We start from the raw sequence: 16234 nt of genomic DNA, 5'->3' as shown, positions 1-16234 counted from the left end.
GAATAAGCCGGAACGTGAGCGAGTTCAACCTGACAAAAAACAAACATCATTACTGACGTTCATCTATAATTTTGTCCAAAAGGAATCGCCATCAACCAACCACCAAAGCGGTCAGCGACGGGATAAATAATTGGCATTTGACAATTAAAGTGCACACTATTGAGTTCTCAAGGACCAGACACCCCCCGTACACACCCAACCGGGCTTCCGAAGAGCAACTTTCCTAACCTACCAAAACAACCTGGAAAAACCAAGTTAGCCGAATCATTCAGATCTCGGCATCAACGTGACACACGAATTCGTGTTGTCACCGTTTCGGTGAGATGAGGTTCCCTACTCTACACACCAGAACATGACTAATCAAGTTCGAATGTGATCCTTGAGTGGGATCCTATTCAGGCTTTCGGTCCGGGCCGCTTTCGCTTCCCGCACCGTCTCGCTGACAAGGGAAAACATTACGCGGATCGAGCATGGCTGGCAAAGCGCGCCCCCTTCCCGGGCGTGTCTCCGCAGGATCATGCGGATCTCGGTTCTCGGTGCCCGAGAGCGTGCTTTTCGTGCGCAGCCCAAATCCTCGTCAAAACAGGGCAAACTGCCTTGGGCGCCACGTTTCCCGGGCGCGCCGGAGCGCTCACCGCACCCATAACCACAGCCAAGCGATCAGCACACCTGCTTGAATAGTCGGGTGAACGACTCCACTCCCCCAAAGACACAGCCCTCCCCCTCTGATTTCAGCTTTACTCTCGAGCATCGCCTAGAAGAGGGAGGCGCCCGCGGATCCCGCGATCAGGCACTCGGACGCACGGGAACGATCCACACTCCTCACGGCGAGATCCAAACCCCGGCCTTTATTCCGGTTGGCACCAAAGCAACGGTCAAGGCGATGCTGCCGGAAACCGTGAAGGATCTCGGTGGGCAGGCGGTACTCGCAAACGCTTACCATCTCTTCCTGCAGCCGGGCAGCGATCTCGTTGACGAGGCAGGTGGACTCGGCAAGTTCATGAACTGGAGCGGCCCAACCTTCACCGACTCGGGCGGGTTCCAGGTCATGTCACTCGGCGTCGGCTTCAAGAAGGTCATCTCTATGGCGGAGGAAGAGTACGCGAGCACCGAGGTCATCGCCTCAACAAAAGAGCGACTGGCTCACGTCGACGAAGACGGTGTCACCTTCAAGTCATTCCTCAACGGGGATCGCCACCGCTTCACACCTGAAGTCTCCATGCAGATCCAGCACCAGCTCGGCGCAGACATCATCTTCGCGTTCGACGAGTGCACCACTCTCATGAACACCCGCATCTACCAAGAAGACTCGGTCGACCGCACCGCACGTTGGGCGGTCCGTTGCCTCGACGAGCATGCCCGGCAAACGGCGGAACGAACCCACCGTCCGTATCAGGCACTTTTTGGTGTTGTTCAGGGCGCGCAGTATGAGGATCTGCGCCGCAAGGCAGCCTCGGGTCTCGCGACCATGACCGGTGCCGAAGCATCTGAGCAGCAGTTCGACGGGTTCGGGATCGGCGGGGCGCTCGAGAAGAGTCGCCTCGGCACCATCGTGTCGTGGGTTAATGACGAGCTTCCAGAAAACAAGCCCCGGCACCTGCTCGGTATCTCTGAACCCGATGACCTCTTTGCCGCGATCGCTGCGGGTGCCGACACCTTCGACTGCGTTGCTCCGTCGAGGCAGGCACGCGGCGGCACCATGTACTCTTCACGTGGTCGCATCAATGCCAAGTCCTCCGGGCAGCGACGCAGCTTCGAACCGCTCGACGCCGAGTGCGACTGCTACACCTGCCAGAACTACACCGCCGCCTACCTGCACCACCTGTTCAAGGCCAAGGAGATGCTCGGCTCAACCCTCGCGACGATTCACAACGAGCGGTTTATCGTGCGTCTTGTTGACCGTATTCGCGAGAGCATTGTCGACGGCACCTTTGCCGAGCTCCGCGATGAGGTGCTTGGGCGACAGTACGGTGCAGAATTTGCGCGCGAGGCTGCCGCTAAGCATCGCCTACTTACCGCGCAATAGCCTCTTCGGCGCGACGCACAATTCGGATCACGCGCGTCGTCACGGGCAGCAGCACGACCTCGGCCAATACCTTCACGAGGTAACCGAGAACGATATACATCACAAAATCAATGCCCGTGATGATGCCCGCGAAGGCGATGGTGCAAAACAGCAGCGTGTCGGCCAGCTCGCCGACAAGTGTTGACACGATCAACCGAGACCGCAGGAAGCGGCCCTTGCTGCGGCGGTGCATGAGGTCCATCACCCATGCGTTGAGCAACTGTCCTGCAAGGAAGCCGGTGAGGCTCGCGATAACAATGCGCGGCACAAACCCGAGGACCGCGGCAAAGGCCTCCTGGTTCTCCCACCCGGCAGCGGGTGGTGAGATCTGGGTGGCAAGGATCGTGAGCGAGGCCAGCGCCGCAAGCGCAAACGCCGTGAAAATCGTACGTCGTGTAGCTTTCAGCCCGTACACCTCCGCGAGCACATCACCCAGGATGTAGGCAAGCGGGAAGAGGAACACGCCACCATCGAAAACGAGCGGCAGCGAAAAATCGCCGAACGGAATCGCACCAAACGCGATCGGCTTCACGGCCACCACGTTCGAGATCAACAGGATCCCCACGAAGACAGCAGAGATTGTCGCGTAGCGAGCTCCGCTGGCAGCGGCCCGCGCACCCGGCGTCAGATATTTCGAGGAATCAGACGATTCCGCTGCGGCCTGTTCCACTTTCTGCTCCGTCTCACTCATCGATGAGGCCAACCCCCAGTGCGCCGCGAATCATGTCCATGTTGAGCTTTGCGGCAACCCGCGCACCATCGCCCGCAGCGATCACAATTTGCTGAGGGCCGGGCGGCACGATGTCGCCAACCGCGTAGATGCCTCGCACAGAAGTTTCCCCGCGCTTATCAACAACAACAAGACCCCAGTCATCCCGCTCGATGGCGTTTTCACCGAGAAACTCAACGGGCGCGTGCCAGCGTGGGCGCACAAACCCACCAACACGGGGAATAACCTCACCATCCGCGAGGCGAACACCGGTCATGTCGGCCTTTTCGCCAACAATGTCGTCGATCTGACGACGCTCGACGCGGATCCCGATCTTGGAAAGCTGTTCCTCTTGCGCAGGGGTGATCGTGTCAGCACCGTTTGTGAACACAATGAGGTCTGAGCTGATCCTGCTGATGAGCAGAGCGCGCGCGAAGAGATCGCTCGTCTCGCCGATCAACACGAGCGGCTTGTCACTCTTTTCGAAACCGTCGCACTCAACACAGCTGTGCAGCGCGGTGCCGTAGTAGGCGCGGATCATCGGGAGGTCAGGCAGATCCTCGGTGAGCCCGGCCGCGATCAACACGCGGCGCGAAATCACCTCAGCGTCTGCGGCCCCACGCACTCCGGTGCCGCGCACTCGGAAACCGATGCCGTCGGGGAAACCAACCGCGATCGCTTCATCTCGAGTGAGCGGGGTGACCTCGCTCGCCACGGCTTGCACAACCTTGGCGGTCGGGTAAGCCTCGAATTCTTCGCGCGCCAGCCTGCGCACCTCAAGCGGTGGCACACCGTCCCGGGTCAAAAAGCCGTGCGAGCGCAGTGTCGCCGCGTGCCGAGGCCGATTGCTATCGAGCACCGTGATGCGGCGATTCGCGCGCACCAACTGCAGCCCCGCTGAAAGGCCAGCGGGACCTCCACCGATGATTGCAACTCCGACGGGCAGCTCAGTCTCTTGCACGACAGCTTCTCCTTTGTTGTGTTAACGGACCAGAAAGGTCACAACTTGCCCGCTAGGACTCTACGCTGAGGCGGCCCTCGAGCTTTGCGAGACGCGCGAGTGACTCCTCGCGGCCCAGCAGCTCGAACGATTCAAACAGGGGTGGAGAGACGCGGCGTCCGGACGCAGCAACTCGAAGCGCTCCAAAGGCAACGCGTGGCTTCAGACCCAACCCATCAATGAGGGCGGTCTGCAGCGCGGTTTGGATCCGCTCGGTGTTCCACTCGGCCTCCGGAATCTCCGTGAGCGCGGCGGTACCGGCAGCGAGCACCTGGGGCGCATCGTCTTTCAAAGACTTAAGCGCATCGTCTTCGTACTCAAGCGCCTCAACCGAGGTGAAGAGGAAGCCCAGCATTGCGGAGACTTCCGACAGCACGGTGACACGGCTCTGCACGAGCGGTACTGCCTTGCGAATGATCTCTTTCTGGTGCGCACTCGGCTCGATTGGCAGCACGCCGCTCGCAACGAGGTACGGGCGGATCCGCTCGCCGAAGTCCTCTTCGCTCAGCAGGCGGATGTGATCCGCGTTGATGGAGTCGGCCTTCTTCTGGTCGAAACGAGCCGGGTTCGGGTTGACGTCGGTCACGTCGAACGCGGCGATCATCTCTTCGCTCGTAAAGATGTCGCGATCCGGGCCGATCGACCAGCCCAGCAGCGACAGGTAGTTCAGCAGTCCCTCGGGAATGAAGCCACGCTCGCGGTGGTGCAACAAGTTGGACTCGGGATCGCGCTTCGAAAGTTTCTTGTTGCCCTCACCCAGCACGTAAGGCAGGTGCCCAAACTGCGGGATCGCCTCTGAAATACCGAGGTTCACAAGTGCGTGGTGCAGGGCGATCTGGCGCGGCGTCGACGAGAGCAGGTCTTCACCGCGCAGCACGTGGGTGATGCCCATGAGCGCGTCGTCAACCGGGTTCACCAGTGTGTACAGCGGGGCGCCGTTCGGGCGCACCACAACAAAGTCGATCGTGGAGCCGGCAGGGAACGTGATGTCGCCGCGCACGAGGTCAGTGAACGAAAGATCGGTGTCGGGCACCCGGAAACGCAGGGCGGGCTGGCGACCCTCCGCGCGGAAGGCAGCGCGCTGCTCTTCAGTGAGGTCACGATCAAAGTTGTCGTAGCCGAGCTGTTTCGGGCGACCCGCGGCTTCGTTGCGCGCATCGATTTCCTCGGCCGTTGAGTAGCTCTCGTAGAGGTAGCCACCATCGACCAGCTGGGCAATGATGCCCTGGTAAATCTCGCCGCGTTCTGACTGGCGGTACGGCCCCTGCGAGCCGCCGGCGTCGATGCCCTCGTCCCAGTCAAGGCCCAGCCACCGCAGGGAATCGAGGATCTGCGCGTAGCTCTCTTCGCTATCGCGCGCAGCATCTGTGTCTTCGATGCGGAACACAAACGTGCCGCCAGTGTGCCGCGCGTAGGCCCAGTTAAACAGGGCGGTGCGCACCATACCCACGTGCGGTGTGCCCGTCGGAGAGGGACAGAAGCGGACGCGAACGTCGGAACCGGTCGCGTTTGAAAATTTGGGGGTCTCGGTGTGTGCCATCCCCACTAGTCTACCCTCGCGTGACGATGGCGAGCCGCGCAGCGGCCGCGATCCCAAGAGGATCAAAACCCCGGCAACGACCGACAGCGTCGGGAAACCACCGATCGCAAAAATGACCCCGGAGGCAGCACCAAAGAGTGCACCCGCCGCGTTCATCGTGGTGTCTGACTGGCCCTGACTCCTTGGCCGCTGTGCGAGTGGTGTCAGATTCGTGAGCAGCGTTGCACCCGCGACCGTCACCATGCTCCACCCGATACCAAGCAGCACAAGCGCCACCTGGATAATCGCGACGCTTTCTCCCCCGGAAAATGTGCCGAGCGCTGCTAGGCCGAGAAACACGAATCCGGCGAACACGACGGGGATCGCGCCGAAGCGTCCGGTCAAGAAACCGAACACGGGCGAGAGAGCGTACATGCCAGCGATGTGGATGCTGATGGTGAATCCGACGAGCTCGATGGTGCCACCGTGGTGCGTCAGGTGCAGCGGTGTCATCGCCATGAGGCCAACCATGACCGCGTGAGCGAGGGCAATGACCGCGATTGTGAGGTACTGCGGAAACGGTGAGCTCGGCGCTTCGACGGTGACCTCGGCAGCCGCCGCGGATCCGCCATTCTCTTCGCCGGCAATCGCGAGGCGGCGTGATTCGAGCAGCGGATCCGGGCGCAGCCCGAACCACACGACACAGGCCGCGGCCAGCTGAGCAGCGATCGTGAAGATGAAGATGCCGGAGAGCCCGGGGAGTCCGAGCGCTTCGCCCAGGTGCTCCCCCGGGCCAATGAGGTTAGGCCCGGTGACCGCGCCAATTGTGATCGACCAAACGACGAGCGAGAGATCCCGACCTCGCCGCTCGGGCAGCGCGAGGTCTGCCGCGGCAAACCGCGACTGCAGTTGCACGGCAACGGCAATGCCGAGCACGGCCAGCCCAACAAACAAGAGGGGAACGATGTGAGCGGCAGCTGCGACGATGACGAGCACGGCACCGCACACGGCGGTGAGATTGCCGGTAGCCAGCGCGATTCTGCGCCCGCGTTTTGCCGCGAGCCGAGCGAGCGGGATTCCTGCGACCGCCGCGCCGACCGCGTTCATGGTGGAGCCGAGGCCCGACAGTGCGGGGTTGCCCGTAATATCGGCGATGAGCAACGCACCCGCCGAGAGCGAGGCGCCCACACCGAGACCGCCGAGGATCGTGGCGAGCGCCAGCACCGTGACAGTGCGGCGCTGCACGCGAGATTGAGTTGAGAGAGTATCAGTCGTCAACGGGCGCTAACCCCCAGCAGCTACCGTCCACCTCAGAGAGCAAACGCTTTGCGAGCTTCACCTGAGGGCTCTCGTTGGCGGTGACCATTGAGACGAGACCGATGGTGCGATAGCGCGGCGGAGCAAGTGGCAGCGCCCTGGCGTCCTCGGGCAGTGTGCGCGCCGCAGCGAGCGCGAGGCCAGGAACGAGCGCAACCGCGCCACCCGCCGCCGCCATCGCGAGCATCGCTGGCACGTTATCGGTCTCTTGAATAATGTCGGGTTCGAACCCCGCCTCGCCCGCGGCGGTCAGCAGGTGACCGCGGCACTTCTCGCAGCCAGCGATCCAGTGCTCCTCCGAGAACTCCCCCAGATCTGCCGAGGTTGCATCGCCCGCGCGCTCGTCTGAGACGACCAAACTCACTTCTTCGCGCCACAGCGGCATAAACGCGCTGCCGGCGGGCAACTCGGCGGCTCCTTCGTAGTCAAACACGAGAGCACAGTCGACCTCACCGTCGCGCAGCATCTCGGTGGCCGTGGGCGGCTCGGCCTCGCGGTACTGCAGCGAAACCTCGGGCGCTTGCACAGCGAGTGTGCGCATGATGGCGGGGACGACGGTTGCGGAGGCGGAGGGAAACCCCACCAGACGGAGGGTGCCCGCGCGCTCGCCGCGTAGATCGTCGATCGCGGCCAGCGCAGCGTCGATCTCGGAGACGACGGTGCGGCCGTGCTCCGCAAGAATTCTGCCTGCTGGCGTAAGCCGAATGCCACGTCCGCTGCGCTCGATGAGCGGAACCGCAAGCCTGGTCTCAACGCGCTTGATGCGCTGACTGACCGCGGGCTGGCTGAGGCCGAGCTGCGCGGCGGTTGCCGTGAGTGAACCGGAGAGGGCGAGGGCGTGCAGAATGCGGAGCTCAGTCGAGTCGATTGAGCCGAGAGGATCGGCGCTGCGAATCGTGTTCATGCGGCAATCATAACCCAGGATGAGGGAAATGATAAGAATCTTTCACTTTCATTATGTTGGCCCGTCGCTTAACCTGGCTGCATGACCGCATCAGTCAACACCGCCGCTTTTCTGCAGAGCCAGTTCTCACCGGCACCCGGATACCTTTCCGCGTGCACGGGTGGCCTTCCCAGCCATGCAACGAGCGCGGCCATGCACCGCTTCACAGATTCCTGGGCTGCTGGAACGATGGACGCCCGAGCCATTGGCAAAGAAGCCGACCGCTGCGTTGAACTCTTCGCGACGATCGCTGGGGTGGCGCCAGATCGAGTGGCCATTGGGTCGCAGGTGTCACAGCTCGTATCGATCGTGGCGACCTCGGTGCCCGATGGTGGCGAGGTACTGTGCGCTTCAGGTGACTTCGCCTCGCTCACACATCCGTTTGAACAGCTCCGCGGTCGCGGGGTAACCGTGCGCTATGTGCCGGTGCCTGAACTGGCTTCTTCGGTCAATGCCAAGACCTCACTCGTGGCGTTTTCGCTCGTGCAGTCCGCTTCGGGTGTTGTCGCCGACGCGGCCGCGATCCAACGTGCCGCCGCCGCAGTCGGCGCGCGCACCTGTGTGGATCTCACCCAGTCACTCGGTTGGTTGCCCATTGGGGCTGGTGACTTCGACTACACCGTCTGCCACGCCTACAAGTGGCTGTGTGCACCGCGAGGCACCGCGTTCCTTACGGTCAGGGCAGGCCTCGACGACACGCTCACCCCGATCGCCGCCGGATGGTGTTCAGCCGACGACGTGTGGGGATCCTGCTACGCCGGTCACACTCCCCTCGCAGCGGGCGCTGGCCGATTCAGCGTGTCGCCTGCCTGGCCCATCATCGAGGGAACCGCCGCGGCACTCGAACTCTTCACGAAACTCGACCCGGCGTTCGTTCACGCGCACGACCTTGCGCTCGCGAACTCGGCCAGAGAAGTACTCGGCCTGCCCGAGGGCGACTCGGCCATCGTGACGTGGGCCGATCCTGAAGGCACAGCGCTGGCAGCCATGCAGCGGGCCGGGATCACCGCCTCGGGCCGCGCGGGCAACGCGCGGGTCTCATTCCACCTGTGGAATACAGCCGCAGACATCGAGATGCTTGGGCGAGCGCTCGGTAAGTGACGCTTCAGCCGGTGCAGAGCGTTCAGCCGGTTCAAGACCGCGTCATTGGACCGGTTGAGCCGTGAGTACCGGCTGAGCTGCTGCCCGATCGAAACCCCAACAGTGACCGCGCAACGGTCTCGACGTAAACTGCTCGCATGACCGATCACGCCCTCACGGAGCAGCAGCGGCTCGTCGCTACCATCGCGATCCTCGCCTCGTTTGTCACCTCACTCGACGCTTCGGTGACCAATGTTGCGCTGCCTCGGATTGCGGCGGATCTCGGCGGCGGTCTCGCAACCCAGCAGTGGGTGGTCGACAGCTACCTCGTGACTCTCAGCGCGCTCATGCTGCTGGCCGGGTCGATCGCCGACGCCTACGGGCGCGTGTTCATCATGCGCATTGGGCTTGTCGGATTTGGTGTCGCCTCGATTGCGGTTGGTCTTGCGGTCAACCCCGAGATGATGATCGTGGCGCGCGCCGTGCAGGGTGCAGCGGGCGCCTTTTTGCTGCCGAGCTCGCTCGCGCTAATTACCTCACGCATCTCCGGCCCCGCGCAGGGGCGGGCCATCGGCGTGTGGACTGCGGCGACAACCGGGGCGATGATCGTTGGGCCGCTAATGGGCGGCCTCTTTACCGATTATTTTTCGTGGCGATTCGTCTTTCTCATCAACGTCATTCCCATCGCAATCACTCTGTGGATGCTCGTGCGGCTGCGCGGCACTGACGACCGGCAAACGGGGGTGCGTATCGACTGTGCGGGTGGCGCTGCGGCGGCCCTGGGACTCGGGCTCGCGGTCTGGGCCCTGATCGAGGAGCCGTCCCACGGGTGGGCGAGCCCTCAGATCTGGATGCCCCTGGTCGCCGGGGTCATACTCTTTGCGGGGTTTCTGTGGTGGCAGACGCGCGCTGCGTCGCCGATCCTGCCGCTCGAGCTCTTCCGCGTGCGCAACTTCTGGACGGGCAACCTTGCGACACTGTTTATCTACGCGGCGCTGTCTCTCAACGGATTTGTTGTTGGGGTGTACCTGCAGAACACCGACGGCCCGGGGTTGACCGCTACCCTCGCGGGCCTCGCCAGCCTTCCGATCACGATCCTGATGGTGCTGCTGAGTTCGAAGGTCGGCGATCTCGCGGGCAAGTACGGACCGCGGCTGTTCATGTCGGTGGGGCCGTTTTTGCTAGCCATTGGAGCATTCATGCTGCTCTGGGTCGGTCAACCCTTTTCTTACTGGTGGCAAGTATTGCCGTCGATGATCGTGATGGGCCTTGGGCTTTCCATCATGGTCGCCCCGCTCACCGCGACGATTCTCGGCGCCATCGGCCCAGAACGAAGCGGCATCGCCTCGGCGGTGAACAACGCGATCTCGCGCGTGGCCGGACTCATCGTCATCGCGCTGCTCGCGAGCATTGTCGGCGGCAGCCTCGACCTTGCCGGGTTCCACTCGGCAGCCATTGTGACGGGCACGCTGTTTCTCGCGGGGTCGCTCGTCTCGTTTCTCGGGATCCGCAATCCTGCTCGGGCAAGCATTTAATCACGTGGATTCTGCGACTCCGCGCAGAATGACCGGGTGAGGCGGACGGCTCAGGAGCCTAGGGCCGCCTCAGCCGCGACCGCCGCGTCAGCGTCGGCGCGATCCTGCTCCGTCGCCACCAGCTGCCCGCAGGCACCGTCGATCTCTTTGCCGCGGGTATCGCGCAGCGTCGTCGGCACACCGGCAGCGTTGAGGCGATCCACAAACTCGCGGGTCACCTCGCGCGTTGACGAGGTCCAGATGGAGCCGGGTGTCGGGTTCAGCGGGATTGGGTTCACGTGCACCCAGCCCTTGCCGTACGCGTTCAACTTGTCGGCGAGCAATTCCGCGCGCCAGGCGTGGTCGTTCATGTCTTTGATGAGCGCGTACTCGATCGAGACCCGACGGCCCGTCTTTTCGTAGTAGTGATAGGCGGCGTCGAGCACCTCCTCGACCTTCCAACGGCTGTTCACGGGGATCAGTTCGTCGCGCAGCTCGTCGTCCGGCGCGTGCAGCGACAGGGCGAACGTGATCGGGATGTCTTCGTCGGCAAGCTTGCGGATCGCGGGGGCCAGGCCAACGGTCGACACCGTGATGCCGCGCGCAGACATACCGAGGCCCTCGGGTGACGGCGCGATCATGCGGTGCACAGCGTTCATGACGCGCTTGTAGTTGGCAAGCGGCTCCCCCATGCCCATGAACACGATGTTGTTCACGCGCTCGGGCTCGGCGCCATTCACGGCCTTTCGGGTGTGCCCGAGGCCACCCTCTTCGATCACGCGGTTCGCCTGCACAATCTGGTCGAGGATCTCGGCGGTCGACATGTTACGCGTAAGTCCCGACTGCCCGGTTGCGCAGAACGGGCAGTTCATGCCGCAGCCGCACTGGCTCGACACACAAAGCGTGATCCTGCCCGGGTACCGCATCAGCACCGACTCAACGAGCGCGCCGTCAAACAGGCGCCACAGGAACTTCACCGTGTCGCCGTCGTCGGTGACGAGGCGTTTCACCTCGGTGAGCAGCGGCGGGAAAAACGCCTCGGCCATTTCGCCGCGGCGATCCTTCGGCAGATCGGTCATCTGCTCGGGATCGGTGGTGCGGTGTTCGAAGTAGTGCTTTGAGATCTGCTTGGCTCGGAACTTCGGCAGCCCCATCTCGACGACCTTGGCTTCGCGCTCCTCCAGCGTCATGTCGGCGAGGTGCGTTGCGGGTTGTTTGACACGCGGCGAAGCGAACTGCAGCGTTGGCCTGCCGTCGGGGCCAGAGAGCTGCTTCCAGCCCTCAGCTTTCGGGCGCACCTGTGGACGCGAGGTGTCTCGCCGCGGACGAGTCTTGATGTACTCGGCCTTTGCCTCCTCGCCTGACGGCTTGGGGGCATCATGATTGAGCTTGTTCGGATCCATTGCCATCTATTGTCGCATCTGCGGCCTGGGGGCGCACGCAGAAGAACCAAGGGCTAGAGCAGGCGGGAGCGAATCAAGAAACGCTGACCCTCCGGGGCCTCAAGCGAAAAACCGCTGCCGCGACCGGGAATCGCGTCGATGGTGAGGTGCGTGTGGGCCCACACGCCGAACTGCTCACGAGACATCCAGAACTGGATCTCGCGCGGCTGATCCTCGGCTTCCGCGAGACCCGGCAGTTCAAGCGTGCCGAGCAGTACATCTTGCGATCCTGTTTTGAACTCACCGTTCTGGTAGCACATGGGTGCGCTGCCATCGCAGCAACCTCCAGACTGGTGAAACATGAGCGGGCCGTGCATCGCCCACAGCCGATCGATGAGATCAATAGCGACCGGGGTAAAAGCGAGTCTGCTCTCGGCTTCACCCGCAACCTCGGGACGCGCGGCCACGAGGTCTTGCGATTCTGCTGCGTGCTCAGACATGTTGCCCTCCTCTGACGGCTTCGCTGCCGCCCACTGTCATGCTATGACGCTGCCCCGAGAAGGGAATCAGGAACTCGGGGCAGCGACCCCCCTTGTATTGCTGCGGATTAGGCGTTTGCCAACCGCAACACGATGCGACCGTCGATCGCACCGGCCTTCATCTCGTCGAACACCCCGTTGATGTCGTCGAGTGGACGCTCAGCAATCGTGGGGTGGATCATGCCGCGCGCGTAGAAATCAAGCGCTTCGATCATGTCTTGACGCGTTCCCACGATCGACCCGCGGATCGTGAGCCCCTTGAGCACAATGTCGAAGATGGGAGCGGGAAAGTCCCCGGGCGGCAGACCGTTGAACACGATGGTGCCACCGCGTCGGGTCATGCCGATCGCTTGGCCAAACGCCGACGGGTGGACCGCCGTGACGAGCACACCGTGCGCTCCTCCGGTTGCGGCCTGGATCGCCTCGACCGGATCCTCGTTGCGCGCATTGACCGTAACCTCGGCGCCGTGCTGCTTCGCCAGCGCAAGCTTGTCGTCGGCAACATCCACGGCCACGACGCGCATGCCCATCGCCACCGCGTACTGCACGGCAATGTGGCCAAGGCCACCAATTCCCGAGATCACAACCCACTGGCCAGGTCGCACACCCGTAACCTTTAGGCCCTTGTAGACGGTGACTCCTGCGCACAGCACCGGAGCAACCTCGGCGGGATCGGATCCGGCTGGCAGCGCCGCCGCGTAGGCAGCATCAACGATCATGTACTCGCCGAACGATCCATCAACCGAGTAACCACCATTTTGCTGCTTTTCGCAGAGTGTCTCCCAGCCCGTGCGGCAGTGCTCGCAGTGCCCACACGCAGACCAGAGCCAGGCGTTACCGACGAGGTCACCGACGGCGATCTCGGTGACACCGTCGCCAATCTCGACGACAATGCCAACACCCTCGTGTCCGGGAATGAAGGGTGGGCTCGGTTTGACTGGCCAATCACCCTCAACGGCGTGCAGATCGGTGTGGCAGACGCCTGTTGTGAGCACGCGCACAAGCGCCTGCCCCGGGCCCGGCTGTGGCACCGGGACCTCGTCAACCTCGAGCGCTGCGCCGAGTGTTCTTACGTTTGCCGCACGCATGGTCGTGGGCGTGGAAGTGCTTGCGTTCATTGTTTGTCTCCTGGGGAGGGTATTGGTCGAAACAGATTGGGATACCGCGGTGCTGCGGCCTAGAAGAACCCGTCTGCCGTCTCCTTGTAGCTCACCAGCAGGTTTTTGGTCTGCTGGTAATGGTCAAGCATCATCAGGTGGTTTTCACGACCGATGCCGCTCGACTTGTAACCACCAAACGCCGCGTGTGCGGGGTATGCGTGGTAGTTGTTCACCCAAACTCGACCGGCCTGAATCGCCCGGCCCGCGCGGTATGCAGTGTTGCCATCGCGACTCCACACGCCCGCACCGAGACCGTACAGGGTGTCGTTGGCGATCCTGATCGCGTCGTCAAAGTCGGTGAACGTCGTGACCGAGACCACCGGCCCGAAGATTTCCTCTTGGAAGATGCGCATGGAGTTATCACCGCGGAAAATGGTCGGCTTGATGTAGAACCCACCGCTGAACTCACCGCCGCGATCATCGGGCTCACCACCCGTGAGCACCTGCGCACCCTCTTGGCGGCCAATATCGAGGTACGACTTGATCTTCTCGAACTGGTCATTGGAGGCCTGCGCGCCGATCATCGTGTTGGTGTCGAGTGGGTTGCCGCGCGTGATTCGCTCGGTGCGCTCGACCACTGCGTCAAGGAAGTCGTCGGCGATCGAGGCCTGCAGCAGACCACGAGACGGGCAGGTGCAGACTTCACCCTGGTTCAGGGCGAACATCGTGAAGCCCTCCTTCGCCTTGTCGAAGTAGGCGTCGTCCTTTGCCATCACGTCTTCGAAGAAGATGTTCGGGCTCTTGCCGCCGAGCTCGAGTGTGACCGGAATGATGTTCTCGGAGGCGTACTGCATGATGAGGCGTCCCGTGGTGGTCTCGCCGGTGAAGGCGATCTTGCGGATGCGCGGACTCTTCGCCAGCGGCGCGCCCGCCTCGGCCCCGAAGCCGTTGACGATGTTGAGCACACCTGGTGGTAGCAGATCGCCGATGAGCCCGGCCAGCACCAGGATCGAGGCAGGGGTCTGCTCCGCAGGCTTCAACACAACCGCGTTGCCCGCGGCGAGCGCTGGCGCCAGCTTCCAGGTCGCCATGAGGATCGGGAAGTTCCAGGGAATGATCTGGCCGACCACCCCGAGCGGCTCGTGGAAGTGGTACGCCACCATGTCTTCGTTGATCTGCGAGAGGCCACCCTCTTGCGCGCGGATCGCACCCGCGAAGTAGCGGAAGTGATCGATCGCGAGGGGAATATCGGCGTTGAGGGTTTCGCGCACGGCCTTGCCGTTATCCCAGGTCTCGGCTACGGCGAGCACCTCAAGGTTTTGCTCCATGCGATCCGCAATGTTGTTGAGGATCACAGCGCGCTCTGCGGGGCTCGTGCGCCCCCAGGCGGGTGCCGCGGCGTGGGCGGCGTCAAGCGCAGCGTCAATGTCTTCGGCGGTGCCGCGAGCAACCTCGCAGAAGACCTTGCCGGTGATGGGGGTTGGGTTCTCGAAGTACTGGCCCTTTACCGGGGCAACCCACTCACCGCCGATGTAGTGCTGATACCGGCTCTGAAACTTGACCAGCGAATCGGGGTGGCCTGGGGAAGCGTACACAACCATGGTGGACTCCTTTGACGTCGATGTCAGGTGAATCCCGAGCTGCCTCTACGGGCTCGGGTACCCGCCAGGCTACGCAAGGCAAGGTTGCACTAAGGTTGCATGTTCTCCATCGCCTGGAGTTTTGCCACGACTCGCGCTCGACGAGGTGACAGCGGGGGCAAGATCGTCAGCAGCGTTTGCCACACCTCGGCATCTTCGTCGGCCCAGTGTTGGGCGTACTCGAACAGCAGCTCGGCGCCGGCAGCTTGCAGCATCGCCTCGCGCAGCGTGGCGTCGACATCCGCACGCAGAGACTCCACGAGCGGTGCGTCAGACAGCGGCAGCACCGCACCCTCGTAGGCGGCGAGCGCGAGCCGATGTGCGCCGCGCGACAGTGCCGAAAGCAGTTCACGGGCGTCGACCCTCAGAGCACTGCTGAGGCGATACGGTCGGGATTCCAGCTCAAGGTCAATCTCGCTCGTGCGCAACCACCTGCGCAGCCGCACAAGTTCGGGTCGCAGCGTCGATTCGTAATCGCGATCCCCATAGACCTTCTCGGCCAGCTCAACGGCGCTTAAGCCGCGCGGTGCATCACTGAGGGCAAGCAGGATCTCGGCGTGACGTCCGCTCAGCGGGAATGACTCGCGGCCCGTTTCAAGTACGGCCGGGTCTCTGCCGAGCACCAGCAACCGCGGCGCACGTTGCGGCGCCCTGCGGGAGCGCACTGCGCTGCCCCGCGCTCGCTCTCGTTCGATCGTTGCTTGGAGCGCAGCGAGCTGCAGTTCTGCCTCGACTGCGGCAAGCGTCGCTTCGACGAGCGGCAACAGGTGAGGTGAGGCCGCTTCGTCGCCCCCGGTCACGTCGATCACGCCAATGATCGAACCGTCGCTCGGGTCATGCACGGGGGCTGCTGTGCAGCTCCACTGGTGCGCGGATCGGTTGTAGTGTTCCGCACCCAACACCTGAATCGAGTGGTCAAGTGCCAGCGCGCTTCCCGGGGCGCTCGTGCCGACCGCTGCTTCCGACCAGTCCACTCCCGCGACAAACCCCATGTCTTCGGCCTCAGAACGAAGTCGCGAATCGCCGTCGACCCACAGCAGCCTTCCTTCGGCATCACCAACCGCAACGATAAACCCCGAATCGTTTGCTTGGTCGAGCAACAGCCTCCGCACCACGGGTAACACCCGACCGAGCGGGTGGATCCTTCGGAGTTCCTGGAGCTCATCGTTCGTCAGAGCGACGTGATCCGGCACCCGATCCGGATCAATCGTTCGGCGCTGCGAACGCATCCAGGAGCTGAGCACGACCGGCCGGAGCGTCGCGCGCGCCACACTGTTTACGGCATCGTCTGCCGCAGCGGCACCCACAAACTGCTCGTGGACACGCTCAAGCAGACGTCGGCGTTCTCGCGCGGATTCGCCCTGACGCAGGGCCTGCCATCCGTTCGACATGGGGCTCCTTCTTCGCAGCGTTACCCCGAGGCTAC

The 16234-nt window shown here is 63.0% G+C and carries 12 protein-coding genes; 3 read left to right on the top strand and 9 right to left on the bottom strand.

Annotated elements, in window-relative coordinates:
• Window positions 1-685: 685 nt before the first annotated feature.
• Window positions 686-2026, top strand: a complete 1341-nt coding sequence (tgt, locus tag G7068_RS15210) for a tRNA guanosine(34) transglycosylase Tgt (protein WP_166292738.1) — start codon at window positions 686-688, stop codon at window positions 2024-2026.
• On the opposite strand, the gene G7068_RS15205 is transcribed toward tgt, so the two are convergent.
• The 4 genes from G7068_RS15205 to G7068_RS15185 are packed head-to-tail and all read right to left on the bottom strand — an operon-like array spanning window position 2013 to window position 7514.
• A complete protein-coding gene (locus tag G7068_RS15205) occupies window positions 2013-2756 on the bottom strand; it encodes a queuosine precursor transporter (protein WP_166292737.1) in 744 nt (247 codons plus the stop codon). The genes tgt and G7068_RS15205 overlap by 14 nt on opposite strands.
• A complete protein-coding gene (locus tag G7068_RS15200) occupies window positions 2749-3735 on the bottom strand; it encodes an NAD(P)/FAD-dependent oxidoreductase (protein ID WP_166292736.1) in 987 nt (328 codons plus the stop codon). The genes G7068_RS15205 and G7068_RS15200 overlap by 8 nt, the downstream gene beginning before the upstream one ends.
• 52 nt (window positions 3736-3787) lie before the next feature.
• Window positions 3788-6571, bottom strand: a complete 2784-nt coding sequence (gene gltX / locus G7068_RS16625) for a glutamate--tRNA ligase (RefSeq protein ID WP_205881315.1) — start codon at window positions 6569-6571, stop codon at window positions 3788-3790.
• Window positions 6561-7514: a LysR family transcriptional regulator gene (locus G7068_RS15185; RefSeq protein ID WP_166292735.1), complete on the bottom strand. Its 954-nt coding sequence runs from the start codon at window positions 7512-7514 to the stop codon at window positions 6561-6563. The genes gltX and G7068_RS15185 overlap by 11 nt, the downstream gene beginning before the upstream one ends.
• Window positions 7515-7595: 81 nt before the next feature.
• On the opposite strand from G7068_RS15185, the gene G7068_RS15180 reads away from it, so the two are divergent.
• Together G7068_RS15180 and G7068_RS15175 are read left to right on the top strand one after the other, a co-directional pair.
• Window positions 7596-8654: an aminotransferase class V-fold PLP-dependent enzyme gene (locus tag G7068_RS15180; protein WP_166292734.1), complete on the top strand. Its 1059-nt coding sequence runs from the start codon at window positions 7596-7598 to the stop codon at window positions 8652-8654.
• A 137-nt stretch (window positions 8655-8791) separates the two neighbouring features.
• Entirely contained in the window at window positions 8792-10168 is a 1377-nt protein-coding gene (locus G7068_RS15175) for an MFS transporter (RefSeq protein ID WP_166292733.1), read from the top strand.
• A 50-nt stretch (window positions 10169-10218) separates the two neighbouring features.
• On the opposite strand, the gene rlmN is transcribed toward G7068_RS15175, so the two are convergent.
• From rlmN to G7068_RS15150, 5 genes are all read right to left on the bottom strand, one after another.
• On the bottom strand, window positions 10219-11550 hold the full coding sequence (gene rlmN, locus G7068_RS15170) for a dual-specificity RNA methyltransferase RlmN (RefSeq protein WP_166292732.1): 1332 nt from the start codon (window positions 11548-11550) through the stop codon (window positions 10219-10221).
• A 53-nt stretch (window positions 11551-11603) separates the two neighbouring features.
• Window positions 11604-12029 carry a DUF779 domain-containing protein gene (locus tag G7068_RS15165; protein ID WP_166292731.1) on the bottom strand — a complete coding sequence of 142 codons (426 nt, stop codon included), beginning with the start codon at window positions 12027-12029 and terminating at the stop codon, window positions 11604-11606.
• Between the two features lie 107 nt (window positions 12030-12136).
• Entirely contained in the window at window positions 12137-13156 is a 1020-nt protein-coding gene (gene adhP / locus G7068_RS15160; protein WP_166293211.1) for an alcohol dehydrogenase AdhP, read from the bottom strand.
• Window positions 13157-13245: 89 nt separating this feature from the next.
• A complete protein-coding gene (adh, locus tag G7068_RS15155; RefSeq protein ID WP_166292730.1) occupies window positions 13246-14769 on the bottom strand; it encodes an aldehyde dehydrogenase in 1524 nt (507 codons plus the stop codon).
• Window positions 14770-14858: 89 nt separating this feature from the next.
• Window positions 14859-16199 (bottom strand): GAF domain-containing protein, encoded by a 1341-nt coding sequence (locus G7068_RS15150; RefSeq protein WP_166292729.1) that lies wholly within the window; start codon window positions 16197-16199, stop codon window positions 14859-14861.
• Window positions 16200-16234 lie beyond the last annotated feature (35 nt).

The sequence above is a fragment of the Leucobacter viscericola genome, assembly GCF_011299575.1.
GTDB lineage: Bacteria > Actinomycetota > Actinomycetes > Actinomycetales > Microbacteriaceae > Leucobacter > Leucobacter viscericola.
The sequence above is the reverse complement of the archived record's forward strand: the minus strand, read 5'-3'. Positions and strand labels throughout refer to the sequence as shown.

Coding starts and splice junctions, on each gene's coding strand:
- G7068_RS15205 (WP_166292737.1), bottom strand. CDS start 2,756: ATGAGTGAGACGGAGCAGAAAGTGGAACAGGCCGCAGCGGAATCGTCT.
- G7068_RS15185 (WP_166292735.1), bottom strand. CDS start 7,514: ATGAACACGATTCGCAGCGCCGATCCTCTCGGCTCAATCGACTCGACT.
- G7068_RS15180 (WP_166292734.1), top strand. CDS start 7,596: ATGACCGCATCAGTCAACACCGCCGCTTTTCTGCAGAGCCAGTTCTCA.
- G7068_RS15175 (WP_166292733.1), top strand. CDS start 8,792: ATGACCGATCACGCCCTCACGGAGCAGCAGCGGCTCGTCGCTACCATC.
- rlmN (WP_166292732.1), bottom strand. CDS start 11,550: ATGGATCCGAACAAGCTCAATCATGATGCCCCCAAGCCGTCAGGCGAG.
- G7068_RS15165 (WP_166292731.1), bottom strand. CDS start 12,029: ATGTCTGAGCACGCAGCAGAATCGCAAGACCTCGTGGCCGCGCGTCCC.
- adhP (WP_166293211.1), bottom strand. CDS start 13,156: ATGCGTGCGGCAAACGTAAGAACACTCGGCGCAGCGCTCGAGGTTGAC.
- adh (WP_166292730.1), bottom strand. CDS start 14,769: ATGGTTGTGTACGCTTCCCCAGGCCACCCCGATTCGCTGGTCAAGTTT.
- G7068_RS15150 (WP_166292729.1), bottom strand. CDS start 16,199: ATGTCGAACGGATGGCAGGCCCTGCGTCAGGGCGAATCCGCGCGAGAA.